Below are 25124 nucleotides of genomic sequence, written 5' to 3'. Positions count from 1 at the left end.
CGGGTGAGGGGGCCGGGTCCGGAACATGGCGTGCACGACGAGTGCGTGGAGGTACGCCGGTGAGCACGCAGCAGGACCTGCCCCCGAGCGGGAACGGGCTGTTCAGGACCAAGACGGTCGAGCAGTCCATCCGCGACACCGAGGAGCCGGAGCACGCCCTCAAGAAGTCGCTTTCGGCCCTCGACCTGACGGTCTTCGGGGTCGGCGTCGTCATCGGCACCGGCATCTTCGTCCTCACCGGCAAGGTCGCCAAGGAGACGGCCGGGCCGGCCACCGCCCTCGCCTTCGTCGTCGCGGGAGTCGTCTGCGCGCTGGCCGCCTTGTGCTACGCGGAGTTCGCGTCCACCGTGCCGGTCGCGGGGTCCGCGTACACCTTCTCGTACGCCTCGCTGGGCGAACTGGTCGCCTGGATCATCGGCTGGGACCTGGTGCTGGAGTTCGCGCTGGGCACGGCGGTGGTTGCGGTCGGCTGGTCCGGCTACGTCCGCTCGCTGCTGGACAACGCGGGCTGGCACCTGCCCGACGTGCTGGCCGGGCCGGACGTGGCGGACGGCTTCGGCTTCGACATCCTCGCCTTCGCCCTGGTCCTGGTCCTGACCGTGATCCTGGTGCTGGGCATGAAGCTCTCCGCCCGGGTCACCACGGTGGTGGTCGCCGTCAAGATCGCCGTCGTCCTGATCGTCATCATCGCGGGCCTGTTCTTCATCGACGCCGGCAACTACTCGCCGTTCATCCCGGACGCCGAGCCCCAGCCCTCCGGGTCCGGGTTCGACGCCCCGCTGGTCCAGCTGATCTTCGGCTACGCCCCGACGAACTTCGGCGTCATGGGCATCTTCACCGCCGCCTCCATCGTCTTCTTCGCCTTCATCGGCTTCGACGTCGTCGCCACGGCCGCGGAGGAGACAAAGCTGCCGCAGCGCGACATGCCGCGCGGCATCCTGGCCTCGCTGCTCATCTGCACCGTGCTCTACGTCGCCGTGTCGATCGTCGTCACCGGCATGCAGCACTACACCGAGCTGTCGGTCAGCGCCCCGCTCGCCGACGCCTTCAAGGCCGTCGGACATCCCTTCTACGCGGGCGTCATCAGCTTCGGCGCCGCCGTCGGCCTCACCACGGTCTGCATGATCCTGCTGCTCGGCCAGACCCGGGTGTTCTTCGCGATGAGCCGCGACGGTCTGCTCCCCAGGTTCTTCTCCAAGACGCACCCGCGCTTCCGCACCCCGTACCGCCCGACCATCCTGCTCGGCGTGATCATCGCCGTCGTCGCCGGGGTGACCAGCATCAACGAGCTCGCCACGCTGGTGAACATCGGCACCCTCTTCGCCTTCGTGGTCGTCGCCCTCGGCGTCATCGTGCTGCGCCGCACCCGGCCGGACCTGCACCGCGCGTTCCGCACGCCGTGGGTGCCGGCGGTCCCGATCGTGTCGGTGGCCGCCTCGGTCTGGCTGATGCTCAACCTGCCGGCCGAGACCTGGCTGCGGTTCGCGGTCTGGATGGTGATCGGTGTGGTCATCTACTTCGCGTACGGGCGCTCGCACAGCCGGGTGAACCGCGAACGGGTCTGACGCTCAGACGCCCGGCCGCACCGTACGCGGCCCCGCGCACCGCGCCCCGTGTGCCTCGACCCGCCCGCGCAGCTCCCGGTCGGCGGTGACCACCACGCAGGGGCGGGACGCGGCGGCCCCCGCGGCCAGCTCGGCGATCAGGTCGTCGCCGCTGCCCGGCGCCGCCTCCACCCGCACCCCGGGAACGGACGCGACGTCCCGGGCCCGGCCCTCGACCACCAGCACCAGCTCGACGGGGCCGGGCGTACCGGGCAGGCCGTCGGAGGCGTAGGACACCAGCGAGTCGCGCAGCCGCTCGGCCGCGCCCCGCCGGTCGCGCCACCAGCCGTCGGGGACGGACCCGACGACATTGGCGGCGTCGACGATCACCAGGGGCAGCGGATTCGGCATGGGGCCAGCCTGTCACGCCGGGGTGCCCCGAAAGCCCGCGCAAGCGGTCCGGACGCGGTGATTCCAAGGGTTCGAACGGTGATTCTATGATGGGTGCTCCCCGCCTTCCGGATGCCGGTCGAGACACAAAGCCGCAGATCGGGGGCGGACCATCACGGAAGGAAGACGCCACGACATGCGAGTCAGGTCGAGACGTGCCCAGGGGAGCGCCTCGGGCAAGGACGACGACGCCCTGCGAGACGTCGAAAGCGCCCGTGGGACCGGCGAGACCCCGGTCGACGGACGCTGGCTCGTGTGTGGCAAGGACGGCAGACTCACCGCCTACGCCCGCAACGAGGACGGCCTTCTGCGCTGGACCGAGGAACGCCCCGGCGGCCCCGGCTGGCAGGGCCCCGAGTTCTTCCCGGTCCCGGCCCTGACCCACCTCGGCGTCGCCCAGGGCCCGGACGGCTACGTCCACTTCATCGGCCGCCGCACGGTGCACGGCGACGAGGAGCAGCCGCAGGTCGACCTCGTGCACGCCACCCAGTACCAGACGGGCCGCCCGGTCACCTCCTGGCGGACCGTGGGCAATCCGTACAAGGACGGGGACGAGCGAGCCGCCCGCATCGGTCCGCCGGTCGTCGCCGTCGCCCCGACCGGCCTGGTCCACGTCTTCGTCCGCAACGCCAACGGCGGCATGATGCTGCGACGCGAGGCGAAGAGCGGCAAGTGGGAGGGGTGGAAGGACCTCAGGGGCACCCTGGGCAAGGAGACGATGGCCGTCTCGGTCGCCGAGTCGGGCCGCATCGAGCTTCTGGTCCCCGGCAACAACAAGGCCATGCGGTGGGCCCAGACCGAGCCCGGCGGCGCCTTCCAGAAGGGCGACAACCTCAACATCAAGATCGCCGGCGGCGCGGTGAGCGTGCTGGAGACCGCGCCCGACCGCAACACCTTCTACTGGACCGACGCCACCACCGGCACCCTGGTCGCCCACCGGCTCGACGCCCCGCCCCTCACGATCGGGGACACCGCGGCCGAGGGCCGGGTCGCCGTGCTCCGCGCCGAGCTGGACGACTACGACTGCACGGTGCTCGCCCACCGCACCCGTGACGGCCGCGTGCTGCTCGCGGCCTGCGGTACGGAGAACGAGGCGGGCGGCCTGTGGTGGGCGGCGACGGGCGAGCGCACCTCGGCACCCCCGGCGTTGGCGCTCGACGGCGCGGGGCGCGTGGTGCTCGCCATGATCGGCGAGCGCGGCGGGCTGTACGTGGCCCGGCAGAACGACGAGCCCGGGCTCGCGCTGGGACCCGCCCAGCGGGTGTGACGCGTGCACGGCCCCGGGAGCGTTCCCGGGGCCGTTGCCGTGCCGTCAGCCCTGGCCGAGCGCCGGCGACTTCTTGGCGGACTCGGGGATCGGGGTGTCCTCGCGGATGGCCTTCCACAGCGCCTTCGCCCGCGACTCCACGGCCACGACGCGGTTGTGGTCGATCTTGTCGTACTCGACGGGGAGCATGATCGTCTCCATCGTGTCCGGGTCGACCCCGTTCATGGACCGGGCGAACTTCGCGAGCGAGGTGAGCGAGGCCAGCTCCTCGTCGGTGGTCAGGGCCGCCGTGGCCGAGTTGGCGATCTTGTAGGCGCTCGTCGGGCTGCCCAGCAGGTCCTGGCTCTTGACCTCCTTGAGCAGGCCCATGAGGAACTGCTGCTGGAGGCCGATGCGGCTCAGGTCGGTGCCGTCGCTGAGGCTGTAGCGGGTGCGGACGAACTTCAGGGACTCGGTGCCGTCGAACTTGTGCGGCCCGGCGTCGACGTTCAGCCCGGTCTTCTTGTCGTGAATCGGTTCCTTGACGTCGATGTTCACACCGCCGATGGCGTCGACGAGTCCCTTGAACCCGGCGAAGTTGATCTCCAGGTAGTGGTCGATGCGCACGCCGGACATCTTCTCGACGGTCTTGACCACACACGCCGGACCGACCAGCGAGTACACGGAGTTGAACATCACACGGTCCTTGGTCGGCACCGTCGAACCGTCCGCCTTGGTGCACTCGGGACGGGTCACCAGGGTGTCGCGCGGTATGGACACGGCGACGGCCTTCTGGCGGCCCTCCGGAATGTGCACGACGAGCGCCGTGTCGGACCGGGCCCCGCTGACCCCGGCCCCGCCGCCCAGCTCCTTGTTCTCCGAGCCGGCCCGCGAGTCGGACCCCAGGACCAGCAGGTTCTGCCCGCTGGTGGGCAGCTTCTCGGGACGGTCCTCGCCGAGCGCCTTGTTGATGTCGACGCCCTTGATGTTGCCGTTGAGGTGGCTCCAGAACCACCACGCGGTGCCGCCCACGGCGACGACGAGGACCAGGGCCGACACCAGGATCGCCCGCCGTATCCGCTGGCCCCGCGTCCGGACACGCTTGCGCCCGCGGCGGCGGGGGGTCTCCGGGGAGCTCCCCCGGCCGGGGGTGGTGTCGTCTTGGCTCATCCTGAGTGAGTCCTCACAGCTTGTGGCCTGGTCAGGGCGCAGGTGATGGGGGTGGGACTCGGGTGGGGGGTGAGCCGGTCCTCGTTTTCCCGGGATGAGAACTATAAACAGTCGATCAGGTGTACGTACGAAGGCTGTGGCGTAACTGTGACAGACCGGGCGGTCGAGTCAGCGGGTGACCGGTTCGGGGCGACATCGATCATGTTTGTCGGAAACCATCAGGCATCGGAATGCTATGAGTGGATTTCCTGACCGAAGCGGGAGTGCTTATCTTCTTGGGAGCCGGGGCAACCGCACGCCCGGTTCCCTAAGTGAGGAAGGCGGGCGCATGGCACGCAGAGGGGGGCGTCGGCCGGAGCGCGGCAGGCGGGCACAGGATCGTGTGGGCGCCGCTCGGGCGGGTGACGCCGGCGGCGTGGCCATCGTGGTCGCGAGCCCCGGGGACGCCGTGGAACCTCTGGCCTTGCAGCGGAGCGGCCCGTCGGTCGACGTCGTCTGCGCCCAGCCCGGCACCCCGGAGGAGCGGGCGGCGCTCGACCGCGCCATGGCCGGCGCCGCGGACCGCGGCGTCCGGGTCTCGGGTGAGCCCTGGGTCATCGACGCCGAGCCGGGGAAGACCACCGCCCGGGTGCTCGAGGCACTGCGTCACCTGCGGCCGCTGCTGGTGACCACCCTGGACCCCGACCCCGAGCACACCTCCCTCGACCCGGAGGCCAAGGGCCCGGTCGTCACGGAGCCGCCTCTGCGCGGCAGCGTGGCGCGCGCCACGATCGCCGCCGCCCGCCAGTACCAGCGGGAGTGCGGTTCGCCGGTGTTCGTACGGTGCCACCGGGCGGGCGTGCCGGCCACGCTGGGGCCCCGGGCGTGTGAGCGTCATCCGCTCCCGCTCCGCTGGCTCGTCAGGGGCATGGACGGCAGGCTCTCCGCCTATCTGCCGTCGGCCGCGGGGGTGCTGCGCTGGACCGAGAGGCGCGTGGGCGGGAACGAGTGGACCGGCCCGGAACTCCTCGAAGGACCCGATCTTCTCCCCGGACTCGAAGTGGTCCAGGATGCCCAGGGCTATGTGCACCTCTTCGGCCTGGTCCGCCGGAAGGGGCCGGGCGGCACGGACTGGGTCGAGGTGGTCCACACCACCCAGTACCAGAGCGGGCGTGCGCTGGGGGCCTGGCACTCCGTGGGCAACCCGAACGGCAAGGACCCCGGCAAGAGCCGCGAGGTCGGCTTTCCCGCCGCGGCCTTCGACGCCAGTGGTGACCTCGCCGTCTTCGTACGCAACTTCGGCCACAGCGTCAGCGTCCGCCGGCAGGGAACGAACGGGCGGTGGAGCGGCTGGCAGCACCTTCGCGGGGTCCGCGTCGCCGACGAACTCGTCGCGCAGCCCGGTGGTTCGGGCGTACCCGAGGTCTGGGCCAGGGCGAGGGACGCGGCGGCCGCCATCCGCTGGCACCGCGATGTGCCGTCGGGCGAGTGGACGCTGGACGCGACGGGATCGGTCAGCCCGGCCCCCGGCACCCTGTCGGCGGCTCCTGAGGCGGGGTCGGTGCGCTACCGGTACGCGGGGAGCAACGAGGTCTGTGTGCAGGTGCCGGGGGCCGGTGCTGTGAGCCTGGGCGGGCCGGACGGCATGGGGCCGGTGGCCGGGGTCGCCGGCGTGGACATCCAGGGCTGGGGCTGCACGGTGCTGGCGCGGTCGGGGGAGTCCGGCGCGTGCCTGGTGGCGGCGCATGCGGACGGGCGGCCGGAGAGCGGCGTGTGGTGGTTCGACGTGGGGGAGACCTCGGTGGTGCCGCCTGCCGTGGCGGTCGACGGCCTCGGCCGTGCGGTCGTCGCGGTGCTGGGGGACGACGGGCGGCTGCGGATCACGCGCCAGGAGCCGGGCGACGCAGGTCTCGTCTTCGCCCAGTGGACCGTGATCGCCGGGATCTGAGCTGCGGCCCGGAGACGGTTTACATGATCACGTGTGACCGTCTTTGATGGTTTCAAGTTTGACCACGCCCTTGGTAAGGTCTGATCCTGTCTTTATGTGGATCACAAGTGAAGATCCTGTGTCCACTATGTGAACGCCCCTTGATTGCGACTTTTGCAGGCCGATGGGGCCGCGTTGACCGCGTGAGTCGTGAGTGTCTGAGGGGTTATGGGGAAACTGTCGCTGCGAGCCGTTCAGAAGCTGACGTGCAAGAAGCGCGATGCCTGGTGGACCGTCCTGCTGGTCGACCCGGTCGCGACGCGCATGCTGATCGTGATGGCCAAGTTCAAGTTCATCACCCCGAACCGGGTGACCTGGTCGGCGCTGTTCGTCGGCCTCGGTTCCGCGTACTTCTTCCTCAAGGGCGACACCGCCTCCCTCGTCATCGGGGCCGCGCTCTACCATCTGAGCTTCATCCTCGACTGCATCGACGGCAAACTCGCCCGTCTCAAGGGCAACGGCACCGTCTTCGGCGGCTGGCTCGACTACGTCTTCGACCGCATCCGAGTCCTCTTCTGCGCGCTCGCCCTGATGGGCGGACAGTACCTGAGCACCCACAACGAGCTCTACCTGCTCGCCGCCCTGGCCGTCGTCTTCCTCGACATGCTCCGGTACGTCGACGCCCTGCAGATCTACAAGATGCGCATGTCCATGCGCATGAAGATCGAGAAGGTCACGCTGGAGCGCAAGGCGCTGGAGGAGGAGCAGGCCCGGAGCGACGCGGCCGACACGGAGGCCGACCAGCCCAAGGTGGTCTTCATCGAGGACCTGCTCCGGGAGAACCCGGGCGTCGAGGCCGAGGTCCTCAAGCAGCAGGCCGGCGAGGTGGTCGACCTGCACGCCCAGTTCCGCAACCGCTTCCCCTGGTACACGCGGTTCCGCCAGGCCCTGCTGCGCAGCCGCATCCGGCCGCACCTGATCAGCGGCATCGAGTTCCAGATGTTCATCTTCATCGTGGCGCCCCTGATCGGCCGGATCCTGTGGACGACCGCGATATCCGCCGCCGCGCTCGGCCTCTTCGAGCTCGTGATCATGTACAAGTTCTGGCTGTCCACCCGTGACTTCACCCGGCTCATGGAGAAGCTCGCCACCGAGCCCTCCAAGGCCGGCGTGATCGCCGAGAACCTCCACCGGGGACGCCACCGCCGGGCCGGCGGTCTCGACGAGGAGCGGCGCGCCGCCCTGGCACAGCAGTTCCCGGTCCCCGAGCAGGACGACGACCTGGGCTTCCAGCCCTACCCCCAGCCCTATCCCCACCATGCCCAGGACATCGAGACGCAGCAGCTCAGGACGCTGCCCTACTGGGTGGAAACCGAAGGTTCGGTGCGATGAGTCCGGCAGTCGACCCGGCGGCCTACACGGTCTCCGTCGTGGTTCCCGCGTACAACGCCGCCGCCACCTTGGGCCGGGCCCTGAAGTCCGCGCTCGCCCAGACGCACCGGAACGTCGAGGTGATCGTCGTCGACGACGCCTCGGCCGACGGGACCCTCGACGTGGCGCGGCAGTTCGCGGCGGCCGACGGGCGCGTACGGATCGTCGAGCGTCCGCAGAACAGCGGCGGTGTCGGGGCACCGCGCAACAACGGCATCATGAACGCCACGGGCCAGTACGTGATGTTCCTGGACGCGGACGACGAACTCCCCCTCAAGGCGTGCGAGGAACTGCTCGCCTCGGCCGTCGTCACGGGTTCGGACATCACCGCCGGGCGCGCCCTGCGCGTCAACCTCAACACTGAGGAGACCACGGTCTGGCAGCCGCAGCTCTACGCCTCCCCGCGTACGGTGGCCGGGCTGCGCGCACTGCCCCAGCTCTTCGACGACCCGATCGCGGCGGGCAAGCTGTACCGGCTCGACTTCCTGCACAACCACGGGGTCCGGTTTCCCGAGGGCGTCTACTACGAGGACACGTACTTCTCCACGCTGGCCAACTACTGGGCCGGTTCGATCACCTTCCTCACCGCCCCCGTGTACCGCTGGATGTGGGAACGCGACTCCTCCGCGCCCTCCATAACGAACCGCCGCGGCGAACTGCGCAGCATTCAGGACCGGGTCGCCGTCCACCAGTACACGGACTCCTTCCTGCGCCAGGTCGGGGAGGACGAACTCCTCGCGCACAAGGCGGTGAAGTTCCTCTCTCACGACCTGCATCTGTACGCGCGCGAACTGCGCTCGGGCGACGAACGGTACCGGCGGGGTTTCGCCGCTGTCGTGGGCCCGTACCTGCGCTCCCTGGGGCCCTCCGTCTACGAGCTGTGCGGCGTGCTGGAGCGGGTCCGCGCCTTCTGCCTCATGCACGGGCGGGTGGACCTGGCGCTGTCCGTCTCGGACTACGCGCAACGCCGGAGCGTGCTCAGCTCGGACCTCGTCGAGCGTGACCAGCGCGTCTACTGGTCCGAAGCGCTGCTGCACCTTCCCCACGCGGAACGCTTCCTCGACGTCACGGACCTCGACCTCGTCGGCAAGCCGCTGACGGACGCGCGGCTGTTCAACCAGGCGACCGAGGTGGAGATACGGGGCGATGAACTCCACCTGTCCGGATACCTGCTCAATCAGTTCGGCAGGTTCTCCACCGGCGGCAAGATCGAACTCAAGGCCGTGCTGCGGCTGCGCAGTACCAAGAGGGACCACGTCTTCCCGGTCAACGCGGTCGAGACGGACGACCACCGTGTGCACTACCAGTCGGTCCTCGACCTGAAGGGCAGCGTGGGGGCGGCGACCGGCGAAGGAGTCTGGAACCTCTTCGTCCAGGTCCGCCACGCGGGCGAGCGCGCCACCACGACCGTGGCGATCCACGGCATCGACATCACCCGGGAACGTTACGAGGGCCCGACCGGAACGTACGAGATGTACGAGACCGTCAGCGGGAACGTCGCGCTGCGGCCGGAGACCGGGGAGCGTACCGCCCTGGACACCCGCAGGGGAACTCCCTGGAACTGGTGGCACGGCGCCGAAGCCCCGCAGCGGGTGTCCCAGCCCGGTCCGTACCAGGCCGCGGTCGTCGTCCACTGCCACAACGACGAGCACCATCTGAACGAGTCACTGAGGTCGCTGGCGGCCCAGAGCATGTTCGCCCAGACGCAGATCGTGTTCGTCGACGACGGTTCCACCGACCGTACGGGCGAGTTCCTGCACAACTTCGTCGCCTACTACCGCAACGCCTCCGTGCTCCGGCACCCCCCGCAGGGCGCGGCGGCAGCCTTCGAGCACGGCCTCGCCGAGGTCGTCGCCCCCTACGTGCTGTTCGCCAGTGGCCGCGACATTCTCGGTGCCGACAGTCTGCGACAGCTCACCGAGTCGGCCGTCAAGCACGACGTCGATGTGGCCATCGGGAACTACGACACGTTCCCCGGACCGCGTCGCAACGCCAACGAACCGTGGAAGCGGTACTTCGGCGGGGGCGCCAAGGGCCGGACCGACCTGGTGACCAAGGCTCCGCACATGCTGTTCTCGGTCGACCTCGGGAACAAGCTCTTCCGCGTCTCGATGCTGCGTGACCACGGGATACGGCCGTCGGACGGCGGCATGTTCGTCGAGACGTGGGTCAGCATGCTGGCGCTGGCGACCGCCCGGACCTTCAGCATGGTCGACCGGTACGTCTATTTCCAACGCGATCCCGCTCAGAACGACTCGCTCTTCGACGTCGACTGGAACGACCCGGTCAAGGTCCGCCAGCGGCTCCGCCTCAACCGGTACCTGCTGGACTACGCCGAACGGCTGGAGGAGCCCATGGCGCTCCTGGTCCAGCGTTTCGTGGTCCGCTCCTACCAGCCGTTCCTGCGCAACTACCACCGCATCATGAACCGCACGGAGATCGCGGACGTCTTCGAGGACCTGTGCGCCGTCTACGCCCGGATCCCGGAGAAGGTGCTGCTCCAGTACGTGACGCACCCCGTGTCACGGATCCAGCACCACGCCGTCCGCACCGGCAACTTCCCGCTGTTCTGCGACCCGTTCTCCAAGCCCGAGTACGAGCCGTCGCTGCAACTGGACGAGACGGGCATGTACCGGCGGCTCGCGGCCGACGGCGTCGCGTCCAGCCTGCTGCGGGTGGAGCGCCAGAAGGCCGTACTCGAAAGCGTGCGCTACCGGGACGGCGAGCTTCAGTTCGAGGGTCTGATGACCCTGACGGGCGTCGACATCTCCCAGCTCTTCACGAACCGCATCGAACTGATTTGCACGGACGGGACGAGGAGCGTGGCGATCCCCGCCGAGCAGGTGTACCGGCGCGACCGGTGGCGGGTCAGGAACGAACGGGACTGGTTCGGGGGATGGCGCGCGGCGGCGGCGCCGAAGGCGCTCGCCGGACTGGCCGGCCGCGACCTCACGGTGGTCCTGCGCTTCCACGACGGCGACCGTCACGTCGACGCTCCGGTCGGAGCACGGCTGATGCTGCATCGGTTCAAGGGCATGCGCAGGATCGGCCGCGACTGGCTGTGGCTCGGAGTCGGCGAGGACGACTCCATGGTCTTCCGCTACTTCACCGGGGCGGGCCGGAAGCTGCGGGGCCGGCTGTGGCATCTGCGGCGCCAGCTGCGGTCCGCGCTGCCCGGCCGACCGGGCTGGCGTACGCGCCTCGCCTACCTGCTGAGCTATCCCCGGCTCCACCGCAAGAACATCTGGATCATCGGTGAGAGGGCCGACACCGCGCAGGACAACGCCTACCACCTGTTCCGGTGGATCAGGGAGAACCAGCCGCGCCGGAAGGTCTACTACGCCATCAACGGGGACGCCAAGGACCGGGCCAAGGTGGCACCGTACGGGCACGTCCTGGACCGCACCTCGCGCAAGTACCGGATGTATCTGCTGCATGCCAAGCGGCTCATCAACCCGTACGACCTGGAGGCGTACCTCGGGTTCCCCGAGCTCAGCAAGAGCTCCTTCCTGCGGGGCTACGGAGACCTGCTGAACTACCGGAGGGTCTTCCTCCAGCACGGGGTCACCTACAACGACGTGGCGCCCTCGGTGCACCAGCAGGTCACCGACGTGGACCTGTTGCTGACCGTGGGCGAGGCGGAGCGCTCGTACTTCGCCGAGCACTGCGGATACGGCTACGCCCGGGTCGCGGCCGCGGGCTTCCCGCGGTTCGACGCCCTGCAGCCCGTGCGTTCGGGACGGCCGAGGGTGCTTCTGATGCCCACCTGGCGGAGAGACATCGTCGCCCCTTCGTACGACAGGGCGGCCAAGGCGAAGATCCCGTTCGCCGCGTCCGACTACTTCCGGTTCTTCTCGACCCTGCTGCGCGACGAGCGCCTGCTGGCCGTGCTCGAACAGTGCGGGGTGGAACTGGAGTTCATGCCGCACTATGAGATCCGCCCCTATCTGCACCACTTCCGCATCGACCATCCGTCGGTGACCGTGACCGGTGACGGACGGGACGTGCAGCTGGCCATGCGCGAGTGTTCACTCCTGGTCACCGACTACTCGTCGGTCTTCTTCGACGTGGCCTACATGGGCACCCCCATCGTCTACACGCCGTTCGACGAGGAAGACTTCTACGGCAACCACTACAAGCGCGGCTACTACGAGTTCGAGCGCGACGGGTTCGGCCCGGTCTGCCGCGACGTCGACGCGACGGTGCGGGAGATCATCGCCACGATCGAGCGGGGCTTCGCCGTGGAGCCGCGGTACCGCGCCCGGGTCGACGCCTTCTTCGGCCGCCGGGACACGAGCAACTCGGAACGGGTCTTCCGGGCCATCGACGAACTGGAGGGGGCGGTCGAGAGCAGCTGGGCGCCGGACGCGCCGTCGCGCACGCACAGCGCGCTCGACGGCGGCGCGGACCTCACCGGCACGGACCGTCACGATCGGGACCCCAGCAGGGAGTGGGCGTAGTGCCGCGGACGCGCACGGTCTTCCTGGCCGGTGACTCGAGTGTGACCCGCCGGCAGCGCAGCTTCGCGCCCATGGCGGGGTGGGGCCAGACACTGCCCCTCTTCATTCCCTCCGCCGAGATCGTCAACTGCGCACGAGCCGGAGCGAGTTCACGCAGCTTCATGGAGCGCGGCAGGTTGGCCTGGCTCCTGCGGGAGGCCCGGCCGGACGACCTGGTCCTGTTGTCGTTCGGGCTGATCGACATGAAGCCCGGCCAGGGCCGACACACCGAGCCGTTCCGTGACTACCGGGCTCGCCTGAGCCAGTGTGTGGACGCGGTGCGCGACCGCGGAGCCCACCCGGTCCTCGTGACCAGCCACGAGCGCAGGGTTTTCGACGCGCAGGGCAACCTGCGGCCGCTGCTCGGGATGTACCCCGTGGCCATGAGGGAGGTCGCGGCGGACAAATCCGTACCGCTGATCGACCTGAACGAGTGGAGCACGCGTTGGTGGCGTGAGGCCGGTCCGGACGGCACGCGGCAGATATTTCTCTACCTCGCCCCGGGGGAGCACCCCAACTACCCCGAGGGCGTGGCCGACAACACGCACCTGCGCGTCGGCGGAGCGATCGAGTGCGCGCGCTTCATCGCCCGTGAACTCCGGGACCGCTCGATGCTGGAAGCGGACTACTTCGAGAACCTGGAACGTCCTTGCTTCTCCCCCGACAGCGTGGAGTGGCTGGATGACGATGTCTTCGGCGAACTGGTGCGGACCCGGACCTTGGAGGTCGTCGAATGAATGACTGGTATCCGCTCGCCCGTATCCAGGTCGCGCACCCGGAGCGCCCGGGAGTCTCGGCGCTCATGGAGCTCCACGCCGACGCGGACCCCGAGGCCCCCGTGGTGCCGGGCCAGGACATCGCCCTGCACCTGCAGATACTGCCCGCGGGCGGCCCCTACCGCGCGTACGGCTACATCTTCGACGACATCGTGGCCGAGCACGCCACCATGGCCCGGCTGCAAGGGCTCGGACACCTCCCCAACGGCCGGTTCGCGACGTACGCGAGCGGAAACGAGCCCCGGGCGGTGACCGCCGTCCTCACGGTGAACGACGACGCTCCCGAGGGTGCGGTCCTGCTCCCCAAGGTGTGCGTCGGCGTGATGTCGTACGCGGGCGAGAAACTGGTCTCGTCCGCCCAGATCACCGACGCGGGCTTCCGGGTACGCCGTGCCTGGGTGCCCGGCCGCAGCCTGTCCATCCCGTCCGGCGGCTACGCCGTCATCGGTCCCGACCGCGACGCTGCCGCGGCGGGCCTCCGGGTAGTCGGCGTGGGGCTCCCACAGGCGGGTACGGTGACCGCGGCGCCGGACGGCAGCATCACCTACACGGGAGTGCCCGGAGCGGCCGGCTACGACCGCTTCTCCGTCTGTTACGAGAACGCGCGGGGCCACCGGAACTGGTCCGAGGTGACCGTGTACGCGGGGGACATCGGCAGCAACACCGGGTTGCTCCCGGGCGCCCTCGCGGGATGAGGCGTCGGCTGTTCCTGACCGCGGCCGGCGGCTTGGCCCTGAGCGGTTGCGACACCGCGCCGGCGCCGAGGCTCCGCCCTCCCGCCCGCCGAACCCCCTCCGTCGGCCCGCTTCCCCCCGGCGTCCGGTACGAGGAGCACACGGTCCGTCTCCCGGCCGGCCCCGTGCGCCACCAGGTGCTGTCCGTCGCGCCGGACGCGGCGGTCACGCTGGGCGCGGTGCACGGCGCCCGCCTGGACACGGCGGAGACCGTGCGGTCCATGGCGCAGCGGGCCGGGGCGGTCGCCGCCGTGAACGGTTCCTTCTTCGACATCCGCACCAGTGCGGTCTTCAGCGGCTACGACGGGGACCCGCTCGGGCTGTACGTCGAGAACAACGTACTGCTCAGTGAGGCGGCGAGCGGACGTACCGCCCTGGTTCTGGGAGAGGACGCCGTCCCCGGACGCATCACCGAAGCCCGCTCGGTGAGCCGCGTGGTGGCCAAGGACGGCGCTGCGCGGCTGATCGACGGCGTCAACCGGACGCCCGGCCGGATCGTCGGATGCGGCGGAGTCGGAGGCGACGTGCTCCAGGGGCAGCGGCACACCGCCCCCGCTCACAACAAGCTCTGCACCGACCGCGATGAACTGGTGCTGTTCACCCCGCAGTGGGGAACCGAGGCGGCCCGTGCGCCGGCCGGAACCGTCGAAGCCGTCCTCGCCGCCGGAGGCCGCGTGGTCCGTCTCCGCACACCGGCCGGAGGGCCCGTGCCGGCCGGCGGCCGCGTCCTGCAGGGGACCGGCGCCGCCGCGGCCTGGCTGCGCCGCCACGCCTTGCCGGACACCGTCCTGCGCATCACGTCGCAGGTCTACGACAGCGCGGGGCGGCGGCTGTCGGGGAAGAACCTGACCGTGCTCCAGGCCGGGCCCCGGCTGCTGCGCGACGGCCGCGTCGACATCAACATCGAGGCGAACGGGGTCTCCCCGACCGCGCTCTCCCAGCGCCACCCCCGGACCCTGGCGGGGTTCACTCGTGACGGGACCCTCCTGCTCATGACGGTCGACGGCCGTGACCCCGGCGCCAGCATCGGGGTGACCATGGCCGAGGCGGCTGAATTGATGCGCGCGTGGCGCGCCCACGACGCCCTGAACCTCGACGGCGGCGGTTCCACGACGATGGTCGTGCTGGGGCAGGTCCGTAACCGCCCCAGGGGGGCGGAGGGTGCGAAGGTGAGCGAGCGCGCGGTGGCCGACGCACTGGTCGTCGTGGCGGCCTAGGGCGTCACGCGGACGGGCCGTACGGAAACGAAATCCGTACGGCCCGTCCGCGTCACAGACGAACGCGTTACGCCGGAACGCTCGCCACGCCCGCCGCCAGGAACTTCTTGCCGTTCACGCGCTCCGAGACGCCCTCGCGGTCCAGGTACGGCGTGATGCCGCCCAGGTGGAAGGGCCAGCCGGCGCCCGTGATCAGGCAGAGGTCGATGTCCTGGGCCTCGGCCACGACGCCCTCGTCCAGCATCAGGCCGATCTCCTGGGCCACCGCGTCCAGGACGCGGTCGCGGACCTGCTGCTCGGTCAGGACGGTGTCGCCCTGCTTGAGGAGGGCGGCGACCTCGGGGTCGAGGACCGGGGCGCCCGAGTCGTACACGTAGAAGCCGCGCTTGCCGGCCTTGACGACCGCCGCCAGGTTCTCGGAGACGGTGAAGCGCTCCGGGAAGGCGCGGTTCAGGGTCTCGGAGACGTGCAGGCCGATCGCCGGGCCGACCAGCTCCAGGAGCACCAGCGGGGACATCGGCAGGCCGAGCGGCTCGATGGCCTTCTCCGCCGTCTCGACCGGGGTGCCCTCGTCGATGACGTTCTGGATCTCACCCATGAAGCGGGTGAGGATGCGGTTGACGACGAACGCCGGGGCGTCCTTCACCAGCACCGCGGTCTTCTTCAGCTTGCGGGCGACCCCGAAGGCGGTGGCCAGCGACGCGTCGTCGGTCTTCTCGCCGCGCACGATCTCCAGGAGCGGGAGGATCGCGACCGGGTTGAAGAAGTGGAAGCCGACGACCCGCTCGGGGTTCTTCAGCTTCGACGCCATCTCGGTGACCGAGAGGGACGAGGTGTTGGTGGCGAGGATCGCGTGGGCCGGGGCGACCGCCTCGACCTCCGCGAACACCTGCTGCTTGACACCGATCTCCTCGAAGACCGCCTCGATGATGAAGTCGGCGTCGGAGAAGCCCTCCGCCTTGTCCAGCACACCGGAGACCAGGGCCTTCAGGCGGTTGGCCTTGTCCTGGTTGATGCGGCCCTTGCCGAGCAGCTTCTCGATCTCGGCGTGGACGTAGCCCACACCCTTGTCGACGCGCTCCTGGTCGATGTCGGTCAGCACGACCGGCACCTCCAGGCGGCGCAGGAACAGCAGGGCGAGCTGGCTGGCCATCAGGCCCGCGCCCACCACGCCGACCTTGGTGACCGGGCGCGCCAGGTTCTTGTCCGGCGCCCCGGCCGGGCGCTTGGCGCGCTTCTGGACGAGGTTGAAGGAGTAGATCCCGGACCGCAGCTCGCCGCCCATGATCAGGTCCGCCAGGGCCTGGTCCTCGCGGTCGAAGCCGGCGGACAGGTCGCCGTCCTTGGCCGCGGCGACGATCTCCAGCGCGCGGTACGCGGCCGGGGCCGCGCCGTGCACCTTGGAGTCGGCGATGGCCCGGCCGCGCGCGACGGCCTGGTCCCAGGCGTCCCCGCGGTCGACCTCGGGGCGCTCGACCGTGACCGTGCCGTTGAGCACGTCCGCGGTCCAGACGAGGGACCGCTCCAGGAAGTCCGCGCCCTCGAAGAGCGCGTCCGCGATGCCGAGCTCGAAGACCTGCTTGCCCTTGAGCTGGCGGTTCTGGTTCAGCGAGTTCTCGATGATCACCGAGACCGCGCGGTCGGCGCCGATCAGGTTCGGCAGCAGCACGCAGCCGCCCCAGCCGGGGACCAGACCAAGGAAGACCTCGGGCAGCGAGAACGCCGGCAGCGCCTTCGAGACGGTGCGGTACGAGCAGTGCAGCCCGACCTCGACACCGCCGCCCATCGCCGCGCCGTTGTAGTACGCGAACGTGGGCACCGCGAGGGTGGACAGCCGGCGGAACACGTCGTGGCCGCCCTTGCCGATGGCCAGCGCGTCCTTGTGCTCCTTGAGCAGCTCGACGCCCTTGAGGTCGGCGCCGACCGCGAAGATGAACGGCTTGCCGGTGATGCCGACGCCGGTGATCGCGCCCTCGGCGGCCTCCTTCTCGACCTGGTCGATCGCGGCATCCAGGTTCGCCAGCGACTGCGGTCCGAAGGTGGTCGGCTTGGTGTGGTCCAGGCCGTTGTCCAGCGTGATGAGGGCGAAGCGCCCCGCACCGGCCGGCAGGTCCAGGTGGCGTACGTGCGCCTGGGTGACGACCTCGCCGGGGAACAGCTCGGCCGCACCCTTCAGAAGCTCGGTGGTGGTGCTCACTTGTCGCCTCCGGCGTTCTCGAAGTGCGGGTTCTCCCAGACGACCGTCGCGCCCATGCCGAAGCCGACGCACATGGTCGTGAGGCCGTAGCGGACCTCGGGGTGCTCCTCGAACTGACGGGCCAGCTGGGTCATCAGCCGGACCCCGGAGGAGGCCAGCGGGTGGCCGTAGGCGATCGCGCCGCCGTACTGGTTGACGCGGGCGTCGTCGTCGGCGATGCCGTAGTGCTCCAGGAAGGCCAGCACCTGTACGGCGAACGCCTCGTTGATCTCGAAGAGACCGATGTCCGAAATGGAGAGACCGGCCTGGGCGAGGGCCTTCTCGGTGGCCGGGATCGGCCCGTAGCCCATGACCTCCGGCTCGACGCCCGCGAAGGCGTACGAGACGAGGCGCATCTTGACCGGGAGGCCCAGCTCGCGCGCGACGTCCTCGGCGGCGAGCAGCGAGGCGGTGGCGCCGTCGTTGAGACCCGCGGCGTTACCGGCCGTGACGCGGCCGTGGGCGCGGAACGGGGTCTTCAGGTTGGCCAGGGACTCCATGGTGGTGCCCGGGCGCATCGGCTCGTCGGCGGTGACCAGGCCCCAGCCGGTCTCACCGGCCTCCGCGTTCGTGCGGCGCACCGAGACCGGCACCAGGTCCTGCTGGATCCTGCCGTCGGCGTACGCCTTGGCGGCCTTCTCCTGCGACCGCACCGCGTAGGCGTCGGCGCGCTCCTTGGTGATCGTGGGGTACCGGTCGTGCAGGTTCTCCGCGGTCATGCCCATGAACAGCGCGGACTCGTCGACCAGCTTCTCCGACACGAACCGCGGGTTCGGGTCCACGCCCTCGCCCATCGGGTGGCGGCCCATGTGCTCGACACCGCCGGCGACGACGACGTCGTACGCGCCGAAGGCGATGGAGCCGGCCGTCGACGTGACGGCGGTCAGGGCGCCCGCGCACATGCGGTCGATGGAGTAGCCCGGGACGGACTGGGGCAGGCCCGCCAGGATGCCGGCGGTGCGGCCGAGGGTCAGACCCTGGTCACCGATCTGCGTGGTCGCGGCGATGGCGACCTCGTCGATCTTCTTGGGGTCCAGGTCCGGGTTGCGGCGCAGCAGCTCCCGGATGGCCTTCACGACGAGATCGTCGGCGCGGGTCTCGTGGTAGATGCCCTTCGGGCCCGCCTTGCCGAACGGGGTGCGGACGCCGTCTACGAAGACGACGTCCCGGATGGTACGAGGCACGATGGCTCTCCTCCAGGGTGCGGGATGGCACTGCTGCGGGGCGCGCCCGGAGGCACGCCGCTCCGGTCATGCTACTTGCGGGTAACCAGACTGCCCACCCCCTGGTGCCGGAGCGGCGAAGGTCACACGCGGAAACTGCCCGGGGAGCACCCCTGCGCACACGGCGAATGGCCCGGACGGACTCGTTTTCGAGTCCGTCCGGGCCATTCGCCGTGTGCGGAACCTGGCGTGATCACGCCCCTGTCCTGTGCCGTCACCGGGGCCGTGTGCGTTACGAAGGCTGGGTCAGCGCCCGGTACAGCAGCGGGGCCACCTGCTCGATCTGCCAGTGCCGCGCGCCGTACCCGGCGAGCGCGGACTCCACCGTCTCCGGCGTCGGGTTCTTCGGCGGCTCCCAGCAGACCCGGCGCACCGTGTCCGGCGTGATCAGGTTCTCCTGCGGCAGGTGCAGCCGCTCCGCGAGCGCGGACACCGCGGCGCGGGCCGCCGAGAGCCGGGCGGCGGCGGCCGGGTCCTTGTCGGCCCAGGCGCGCGGCGGCGGCGGTCCCGCGAGGGCCTGCCCGGGCTGCGGCAGCTCCGTGTCGGGCAGTGCCTTGGCCCGGTCCACGGCGGCCTGCCACTGCTCCAGCTGGCGCCGTCCCATGCGCGGGCCGAAGCCGGTGAGGGCGGTCAGCGCGTGCGTGTTGGGGGGAAGCGCGAGCGCGGCCTCGATGATCGCCGCGTCCCCGAGCACCTTGCCGGGGGAGATGTCGCGCCGCCGGGCGATCTGGTCCCGGGTGTTCCACAGCTCCCGGACGACCGCCATCTGCCGGCGGCGGCGGACCTTGTGCATCCCGGAGGTGCGGCGCCACGGGTCCTGGCGCGGGGGAGCGGGCGGCGCCGAGGCGATGGCGGAGAACTCCTCCTGGGCCCATTCCAGCTTGCCCTGCCGGTCGAGCTCGTCCTCCAGGGCGTTGCGCAGGTCGATGAGGAGCTCGACGTCGAGCGCGGCGTAGCGCAGCCAGGGGTCGGGCAGCGGGCGGGTGGACCAGTCGACGGCGGAGTGGCCCTTCTCCAGCGAGTAGCCGAGGACGTTCTCGACCATGGCGCCGAGGCCGACGCGCGGGAAGCCGGCCAGCCGTCCGGCGAGCTCGGTGTCGAAGAGCCCGGTCGGCGTCATCCCTATCTCGCGGAGGCAGGGCAGGTCCTGCGTCGCCGCGTGCAGGATCCACTCCGTGCCGCGCAGGGCCTCGCCGAGCCCGGACAGGTCGGGGCAGCCGACGGGGTCGACGAGCGCGCTGCCCGCCCCGTCACGGCGCAGCTGGACGAGGTAGGCCCGCTGTCCGTAGCGGTAGCCGGACGCCCGCTCGGCGTCCACGGCCACCGGGCCCGAGCCCGCGGCGAATGCCGCGATCACCCCGGCCAGGGCTTCGTCGGAGGCCACCACCGGCGGAATGCCCTCGCGCGGTTCGAGCAAGGGGATCGGCGCCGGGGCGACGTCGTCCGGGGGAGCGCCCCCGGTGGTTCGCAGTGATGTGTCTGCTGCGGTCTCTTGGGCGTCGGTCACGTGTCAAGGGTATCTGTGTGTGCGCGACGCCTGCCGACGGAACGTTCCGTCGGCAGGCGTCGATGCACGTAATCCAGCCGGTTCCGTATGTCGCGCACCGGCCGGGGCGGAGGATCAGTGGATGATGCCCGTCCGCAGGGCCACCGCGACCATGCCGGCGCGGTCGCCGGTGCCCAGCTTGCGGGCGATGCGGGCGAGGTGGCTCTTCACGGTCAGGGCGGACAGCCCCATGGAGACGCCGATGGCCTTGTTGGACTGGCCCTCGGCGACGAGCCGCAGGACCTCCACCTCACGGCCGGAGAGTTCGCGGTAGCCGCCCGGGTGGCTCGGGGTGCCGGGGGGCCGGCGGTGCATACGGGCGGCGGTGGCGCCGATGGGGGCGACGCCGGGACGGGCCGGGTGGCCGATGTTGGTACGGGTGCCGGTGACCACGTAGCCCTTGACGCCGCCCGCGAGGGCGTTGCGCACGGCACCGATGTCGTCGGCGGCGGACAGGGCGAGACCGTTGGGCCAGCCGGCGGCTCGGGTTTCGGACAGCAGGGTCAGCCCGGAACCGTCGGGCAGGTGGACGTCGGCTACGCAGATGTCGCGCGGGTTGCCGACGCGGGGACGGGCCTCCGCGATGGACGACGCCTCGATGACGTCACGAACTCCGAGAGCCCACAGATGGCGGGTGACGGTGGAACGGACGCGCGGGTCGGCCACGACGACCATGGCCGTCGGCTTGTTCGGGCGGTAGGCGACCAGGCTTGCGGGCTGCTCGAGGAGAACGGACACCAGGCCTCCTGGGGAGTGGCGGGACGGGCCGGCTCGGGGATGAAGCCGGGGCGAACCGTGCTTGAAGGGTCATTGACTCCTTCGGCAGCAGACCCCTGCTCCTTTAGGGGAAGATCACCATTTGTTGAGTAACAATTCGGGCAAATGGGGTTCTCGGTCGATTCGGAGAGCGTTTTCCGCTGGCTGAAAGTGATCGCATGACGTGGCGTCACGGAAAACGGGACGGCCCGAAGGCCGCCCCGCCCGGGCCGGTCACGGCAGGGGTCACGGCGCCTGCGGGCCCCGGCGCTGTGGGAGCGTGACCACCGCCGCGTCGAGCGGGCCGGACGGCGGCAGGCCCGCGATCTGGCAGAGCAGGTCGCCCCACGCGACCAGGTGCGCCGCCGCGTCCGGTGCGCCGCCCAGGCCCTCGCGCGGGGTCCAGGAGGCCCGGATCTCGATCTGCGTCGCGGGACGCCGGGTCTCCAGCGCGCCGAAGTAGTGCGAGCCCGCCATGGTGACGGTGCCGCCGGCTTCCCCGTAGAAGAGGCCGCGGGCCTCCAGCGCGCCGGTCAGCCAGGACCAGCAGACCTCGGGGAGCAGCGGGTCGGCGGCCATCTCCGGCTCCAGCTCGGCGCGGACCAGGGTCACCAGCCGGAAGGCTCCCTGCCACGCCTCGTGGCCGGCCGGGTCGTGGAGCAGGACGAGCCGGCCGTCGGCGAGATCGTCCTCGCCGTCGACGACCGCCGCCTCCAGCGCGTACGCGTGCGGCGCGAGCCGCTTCGGCGGTCGGGTCGGCTCCACTTCCAGCTCGGGACGGAGCCGCGCCGCGCGCAGCGCGTCCACCGCCGAACGGAACGCGGACGGGGCGGCACCACCCTCCGCGCCGTCCGTGCCGTCAGCGCCATCGGATTGACCGGAGATGTGTCCCTGAGCCGCAGCCATGCGGGGAAGAGTAGGCGGAACGGGAGCTCCGTGCGCGGAAGGACACCCGTGCGGGGCAGGGCTCGTTGTCCGCGCGTGCGAAGATTCTGTGCGTGAGTGCCAACGACCGCCCCTCCGGGCAGCAGACGAAGACTTCCGCCACGTACGACTCGGCGTTCCTCAAGGCGTGCCGGCGCGAGCCGGTCCCGCACACGCCGGTCTGGTTCATGCGCCAGGCGGGGCGCTCGCTGCCCGAGTACCTGAAGGCGCGCGAAGGCATCCCGATGCTCGAGTCCTGCACGATGCCGGAGCTCGTCGCCGAGATCACCATGCAGCCCGTCCGCCGCCACAAGGTCGACGCCGCCGTCTACTACAGCGACATCGTCGTCCCGCTCAAGGCGATCGGCATCGACCTCGACATCAAGCCCGGCGTCGGCCCCGTGATCGCCGAGCCGGTCCGCACCCGCGCCGACCTCGCCCGGCTGCGCGACCTGACCCCCGAGGACGTCCCGTACGTCACCGAGGCCGTCCGGCTGCTCACCGCCGAGCTGGGGGAGACCCCGCTGATCGGCTTCGCGGGCGCGCCGTTCACCCTCGCGAGCTACCTCGTGGAGGGCGGCCCCTCCCGCAACCACGAGCACACCAAGGCCATGATGTACGGCGACCCGGAGCTCTGGGCCGACCTGCTCGACCGGCTCGCCGAGATCACCGGCGCCTTCCTCAAGGTCCAGATCGAGGCCGGCGCCTCGGCCGTCCAGCTCTTCGACTCCTGGGTCGGCGCCCTGGCCCCCGCCGACTACCGGCGCTCCGTGCTGCCCGCCTCCGCGAAGGTCTTCGACGCCGTCGCCGCGTACGACGTCCCCCGCATCCACTTCGGCGTCGGCACCGGCGAACTGCTCGGCCTGATGGGCGAGGCCGGGGCGGACGTCGTCGGCGTCGACTGGCGGGTGTCGCTGGACGAGGCCGCCCGTCGCGTCGGCCCCGGCAAGGCGCTCCAGGGCAACCTCGACCCGGCGGTGCTGTTCGCGCCGACCTCCGCGGTGGAGGCCAAGACCCGGGAGGTGCTGGACGCGGCCGCCGGCCTGGAGGGCCACATCTTCAACCTGGGCCACGGCGTGATGCCGAACATGGACCCGGACGCGCTCTCCCGCCTCGTCGAGTACGTCCACACCAGCACCGTCCGCTGAACCGGCGCGGAGGCGGGCGCCGCTCAGTCGGTGCCCGCCTTCCGCAGCACCGACACGGTCTTGCGGGCCGCCACCAGGACCGGGTCCCAGACCGGTGAGAACGGCGGGGCGTAGCCCAGGTCCAGGGCGGTCATCTGCTCCACGGTCATCCGGGCGGTGAGCGCCACCGCCGCCACGTCGACCCGCTTCCCGGCGCCCTCGCGGCCCACGATCTGCACGCCGAGGAGCCGGCCCGTGCGGTACTCCGCGAGCATCTTCACCGTCATCGGCCGCGCGTCCGGGTAGTAGCCCGCCCGGCTCGTCGACTCGACCGTCGCCGTGACGTACCGCAGGCCCACCGCCCGGGCGTCCTTCTCGCGCAGCCCGGTCCGGGCGATCTCCAGGTCGCACACCTTGCTCACCGCCGTACCCACCACACCGGGGAACGTGCCGTAGCCGCCCCCGGCGTTGGAGCCGATGACCTGGCCGTGCTTGTTGGCGTGCGTGCCGAGCGCGATGTGCCGGGTGTGGCCCGCCACCAGGTCCAGGACCTCCACGCAGTCGCCGCCCGCCCAGATGTTCTCGTGGCCCTGGACCCGCATCGCCAGGTCGGTGAGCAGCCCTCCGTGCGGCCCGAGCGGCAGCCCGGCCTCCCGGGCCAGGGCCGTCTCCGGCTGGACGCCGATGCCCAGTACCACGATGTCCGCCGGATAGCTCGCGTCGTCCGTGACGACCTCGGTGACCCGGCCGTCGTCGCCGGTCCGGATGGCGGTGACCGCCGCCCCGTTCACCGTGGTGATCCCGAGCCCGTCCATCGCGTCGTGGACCAGGCGCCCCATGTCCGGGTCGAGCGTGGCCATCGGCTGCTCGCCCCGGTTGAGGACGGTCACCTCGAAGCCGCGCTTCAGCATCGCCTCGGCCATCTCGACCCCGATGTACCCCGCCCCGACGACGACCGCGCGCCGGCCCTCCGTCCGGTCCAGGCTGTCCAGCAGCGCCTGCCCGTCGTCCAGGGTCTGCACCCCGTGCACCCCGGGCGCGTCCATGCCGGGCAGGTCCGGGCGCACCGGGCGGGCCCCGGTGGCGATCACCAGCTTGTCGTACCCGGTCCAGTACGCCTCGCCGGACTCCCGGTCCAGGGCGCGCACCCGCCGCCCCGCCACGTCGATCTCCGTCACCTCGGTGCGGGTGCGCAGATCGATGTCGCGGGCCCGGTGCTCCTCGGGGGTACGGGCGATGAGGTCGTCCCGGTCGGTGACGTCGCCGCTGACCCAGTACGGGATGCCGCACGCGGAGTACGAGGTGAAGTGGCCCCGCTCGAAGGCGGTGATGCTCAGCTCGTCCGGGCCCCTGAGCCGCCTGGCCTGGGACGCGGCGGACATGCCCGCCGCGTCCCCGCCGATGATCACCAGTCGTTCCGCCGCCATGCCGGTACCTCCGAAGCCTCCGCGAAAGCACCCACGCTACGGGGCGGCCCGGACCGGTGACGCGCTCACTCGCCCTCAGCGCCCCGGCGGCGGCGCAGGAACCGCCACAGCACGGCCAGGACGGCCGCCACGCCGAGGAACGGGGCAGCGGCGCCGATCGCCATGGCCAGCCAGCGCAGCATCGTCACGAAGGCGTGCCAGCCCCCGGTGACGGCGTCCGGGAAGCCCGGGTCGTCGTCGGCCGCCCCGGCCGCCGTCTCCGGTTCGGCCAGGTCGAGCGTGATGGTCGCCAGCGTCGTACGGTCCTTCAGGGACGCCTGCTGCGCGAGCAGCGACTCCAGTGCCGCCTGACGGCTGCTCAGTTCACCTTCCAGCGTGACCACATCGGCCAGCTTGCCGGCCCGGTCCATCAGCTTGCGGACCCGTGCCACGCTCGCCCGCTGGGTGGCGATCCGGCTGTCGATGTCCACGACCTGGTCGGTGACGTCCTTGGCCGCCGAGGTGCGCGAGACCAGCTTGCCCGTCCCCGACAGCTCCCGCAGCACCTCGTCGTACGCGTCCTGCGGGACGCGCAGCACCAGGTGCGAGGAGTCCAGCGCGGAGTCGATCCGCTCGGTGGTCTCCTTCTCGACCAGCCCGCCCGCGCCCTGCACCGCCGTACGCGCCCGGGCGGCCGCCTTCGGCACGTCCTTCACCTCCACGGAGAGCGAGGCGGTGCGGATGACGTGGGTCGCGGTGGGTGTCGGGTCCTTCTGCCGCTGCTTCGTTCCGGCCGAGTCCGCAGCCGGTGCCTCGGCCTTGCCGGCCGCGGCGCCGCCCCTCTGCTGCTGCGGCCCGGCGACGCCCCGGTCGGCGGCGCTGCTCGCATCGTCGCCGGACGCGCCGCAGCCGCTCAGGGCGAGCACGGCGGCC

General features: G+C 71.0%; 18 protein-coding genes. 9 read left to right on the top strand and 9 right to left on the bottom strand.

What is annotated here, in order from left to right; translation table 11 throughout:
- The first annotated feature begins 59 nt into the window (after window positions 1-59).
- On the top strand, window positions 60-1565 hold the full coding sequence (locus G3I41_RS08280) for an amino acid permease (RefSeq protein WP_164399649.1): 1506 nt from the start codon (window positions 60-62) through the stop codon (window positions 1563-1565).
- 3 nt (window positions 1566-1568) lie between these two features.
- On the opposite strand, the gene G3I41_RS08275 is transcribed toward G3I41_RS08280, so the two are convergent.
- Complete coding sequence (locus G3I41_RS08275) at window positions 1569-1955, bottom strand: NTP pyrophosphohydrolase (RefSeq protein WP_164399648.1); 387 nt, start codon at window positions 1953-1955, stop codon at window positions 1569-1571.
- A gap of 175 nt (window positions 1956-2130) precedes the next feature.
- On the opposite strand from G3I41_RS08275, the gene G3I41_RS08270 reads away from it, so the two are divergent.
- On the top strand, window positions 2131-3261 hold the full coding sequence (locus G3I41_RS08270; RefSeq protein ID WP_164399647.1) for a hypothetical protein: 1131 nt from the start codon (window positions 2131-2133) through the stop codon (window positions 3259-3261).
- A 45-nt stretch (window positions 3262-3306) separates the two neighbouring features.
- Here the strand turns inward: G3I41_RS08270 and G3I41_RS08265 are convergent, their stop codons facing one another.
- Window positions 3307-4410, bottom strand: a complete 1104-nt coding sequence (locus G3I41_RS08265) for an LCP family protein (RefSeq protein ID WP_164399646.1) — start codon at window positions 4408-4410, stop codon at window positions 3307-3309.
- 382 nt (window positions 4411-4792) lie between these two features.
- Between G3I41_RS08265 and G3I41_RS08260 the strand changes: the two genes are divergently transcribed.
- The 6 genes from G3I41_RS08260 (at window position 4793) to G3I41_RS08235 (ending at window position 14973) form a co-directional block, all read left to right on the top strand.
- Window positions 4793-6337 (top strand): hypothetical protein, encoded by a 1545-nt coding sequence (locus G3I41_RS08260; protein WP_164399645.1) that lies wholly within the window; start codon window positions 4793-4795, stop codon window positions 6335-6337.
- 207 nt (window positions 6338-6544) lie between these two features.
- Entirely contained in the window at window positions 6545-7708 is a 1164-nt protein-coding gene (locus G3I41_RS08255) for a CDP-alcohol phosphatidyltransferase family protein (RefSeq protein WP_164399644.1), read from the top strand.
- The gene (locus tag G3I41_RS08250; protein WP_164399643.1) at window positions 7705-12207 is read left to right on the top strand and encodes a glycosyltransferase; all 4503 of its coding nucleotides are present in this window, start codon (window positions 7705-7707) and stop codon (window positions 12205-12207) included. The genes G3I41_RS08255 and G3I41_RS08250 overlap by 4 nt, the downstream gene beginning before the upstream one ends.
- Window positions 12207-12983, top strand: a complete 777-nt coding sequence (locus G3I41_RS08245; protein WP_343242089.1) for a rhamnogalacturonan acetylesterase — start codon at window positions 12207-12209, stop codon at window positions 12981-12983. Before G3I41_RS08250 ends, G3I41_RS08245 begins: the two co-directional genes overlap by 1 nt.
- On the top strand, window positions 12980-13717 hold the full coding sequence (locus tag G3I41_RS08240) for an Ig-like domain-containing protein (RefSeq protein WP_164399642.1): 738 nt from the start codon (window positions 12980-12982) through the stop codon (window positions 13715-13717). The genes G3I41_RS08245 and G3I41_RS08240 overlap by 4 nt, the downstream gene beginning before the upstream one ends.
- Window positions 13714-14973, top strand: a complete 1260-nt coding sequence (locus tag G3I41_RS08235) for a phosphodiester glycosidase family protein (protein ID WP_164399641.1) — start codon at window positions 13714-13716, stop codon at window positions 14971-14973. The genes G3I41_RS08240 and G3I41_RS08235 overlap by 4 nt, the downstream gene beginning before the upstream one ends.
- A gap of 67 nt (window positions 14974-15040) precedes the next feature.
- On the opposite strand, the gene G3I41_RS08230 is transcribed toward G3I41_RS08235, so the two are convergent.
- The 5 genes from G3I41_RS08230 to G3I41_RS08210 form a co-directional block, all read right to left on the bottom strand.
- On the bottom strand, window positions 15041-17170 hold the full coding sequence (locus G3I41_RS08230; protein ID WP_164399640.1) for a 3-hydroxyacyl-CoA dehydrogenase NAD-binding domain-containing protein: 2130 nt from the start codon (window positions 17168-17170) through the stop codon (window positions 15041-15043).
- Window positions 17167-18393, bottom strand: coding sequence for an acetyl-CoA C-acyltransferase (locus tag G3I41_RS08225; protein ID WP_164399639.1), 1227 nt, complete (start codon window positions 18391-18393; stop codon window positions 17167-17169). Before G3I41_RS08225 ends, G3I41_RS08230 begins: the two co-directional genes overlap by 4 nt.
- Before the next feature lie 271 nt (window positions 18394-18664).
- Window positions 18665-19939, bottom strand: coding sequence for an HRDC domain-containing protein (locus G3I41_RS08220; protein ID WP_343242088.1), 1275 nt, complete (start codon window positions 19937-19939; stop codon window positions 18665-18667).
- A 114-nt stretch (window positions 19940-20053) separates the two neighbouring features.
- Complete coding sequence (locus tag G3I41_RS08215; RefSeq protein WP_018100712.1) at window positions 20054-20716, bottom strand: response regulator transcription factor; 663 nt, start codon at window positions 20714-20716, stop codon at window positions 20054-20056.
- 264 nt (window positions 20717-20980) lie between these two features.
- On the bottom strand, window positions 20981-21640 hold the full coding sequence (locus tag G3I41_RS08210; RefSeq protein WP_164399638.1) for a DUF3000 domain-containing protein: 660 nt from the start codon (window positions 21638-21640) through the stop codon (window positions 20981-20983).
- A gap of 92 nt (window positions 21641-21732) precedes the next feature.
- Here G3I41_RS08210 and hemE point away from each other — a divergent pair, with 92 nt between their 5' ends.
- Entirely contained in the window at window positions 21733-22806 is a 1074-nt protein-coding gene (hemE, locus tag G3I41_RS08205; RefSeq protein ID WP_164399637.1) for a uroporphyrinogen decarboxylase, read from the top strand.
- Between the two features lie 23 nt (window positions 22807-22829).
- Here hemE and G3I41_RS08200 read toward each other — a convergent pair whose 3' ends face one another.
- Together G3I41_RS08200 and G3I41_RS08195 are read right to left on the bottom strand one after the other, a co-directional pair.
- The gene (locus G3I41_RS08200; RefSeq protein WP_164399636.1) at window positions 22830-24212 is read right to left on the bottom strand and encodes an FAD-dependent oxidoreductase; all 1383 of its coding nucleotides are present in this window, start codon (window positions 24210-24212) and stop codon (window positions 22830-22832) included.
- A gap of 65 nt (window positions 24213-24277) precedes the next feature.
- Window positions 24278-25117: a DUF4349 domain-containing protein gene (locus tag G3I41_RS08195; protein WP_343242092.1), complete on the bottom strand. Its 840-nt coding sequence runs from the start codon at window positions 25115-25117 to the stop codon at window positions 24278-24280.
- Window positions 25118-25124: the final 7 nt, after the last annotated feature.

This window comes from Streptomyces sp. SID9727, assembly GCF_010550605.1.
GTDB lineage: Bacteria > Actinomycetota > Actinomycetes > Streptomycetales > Streptomycetaceae > Streptomyces.
This window is presented reverse-complemented; position numbering and strand designations above follow the sequence as displayed.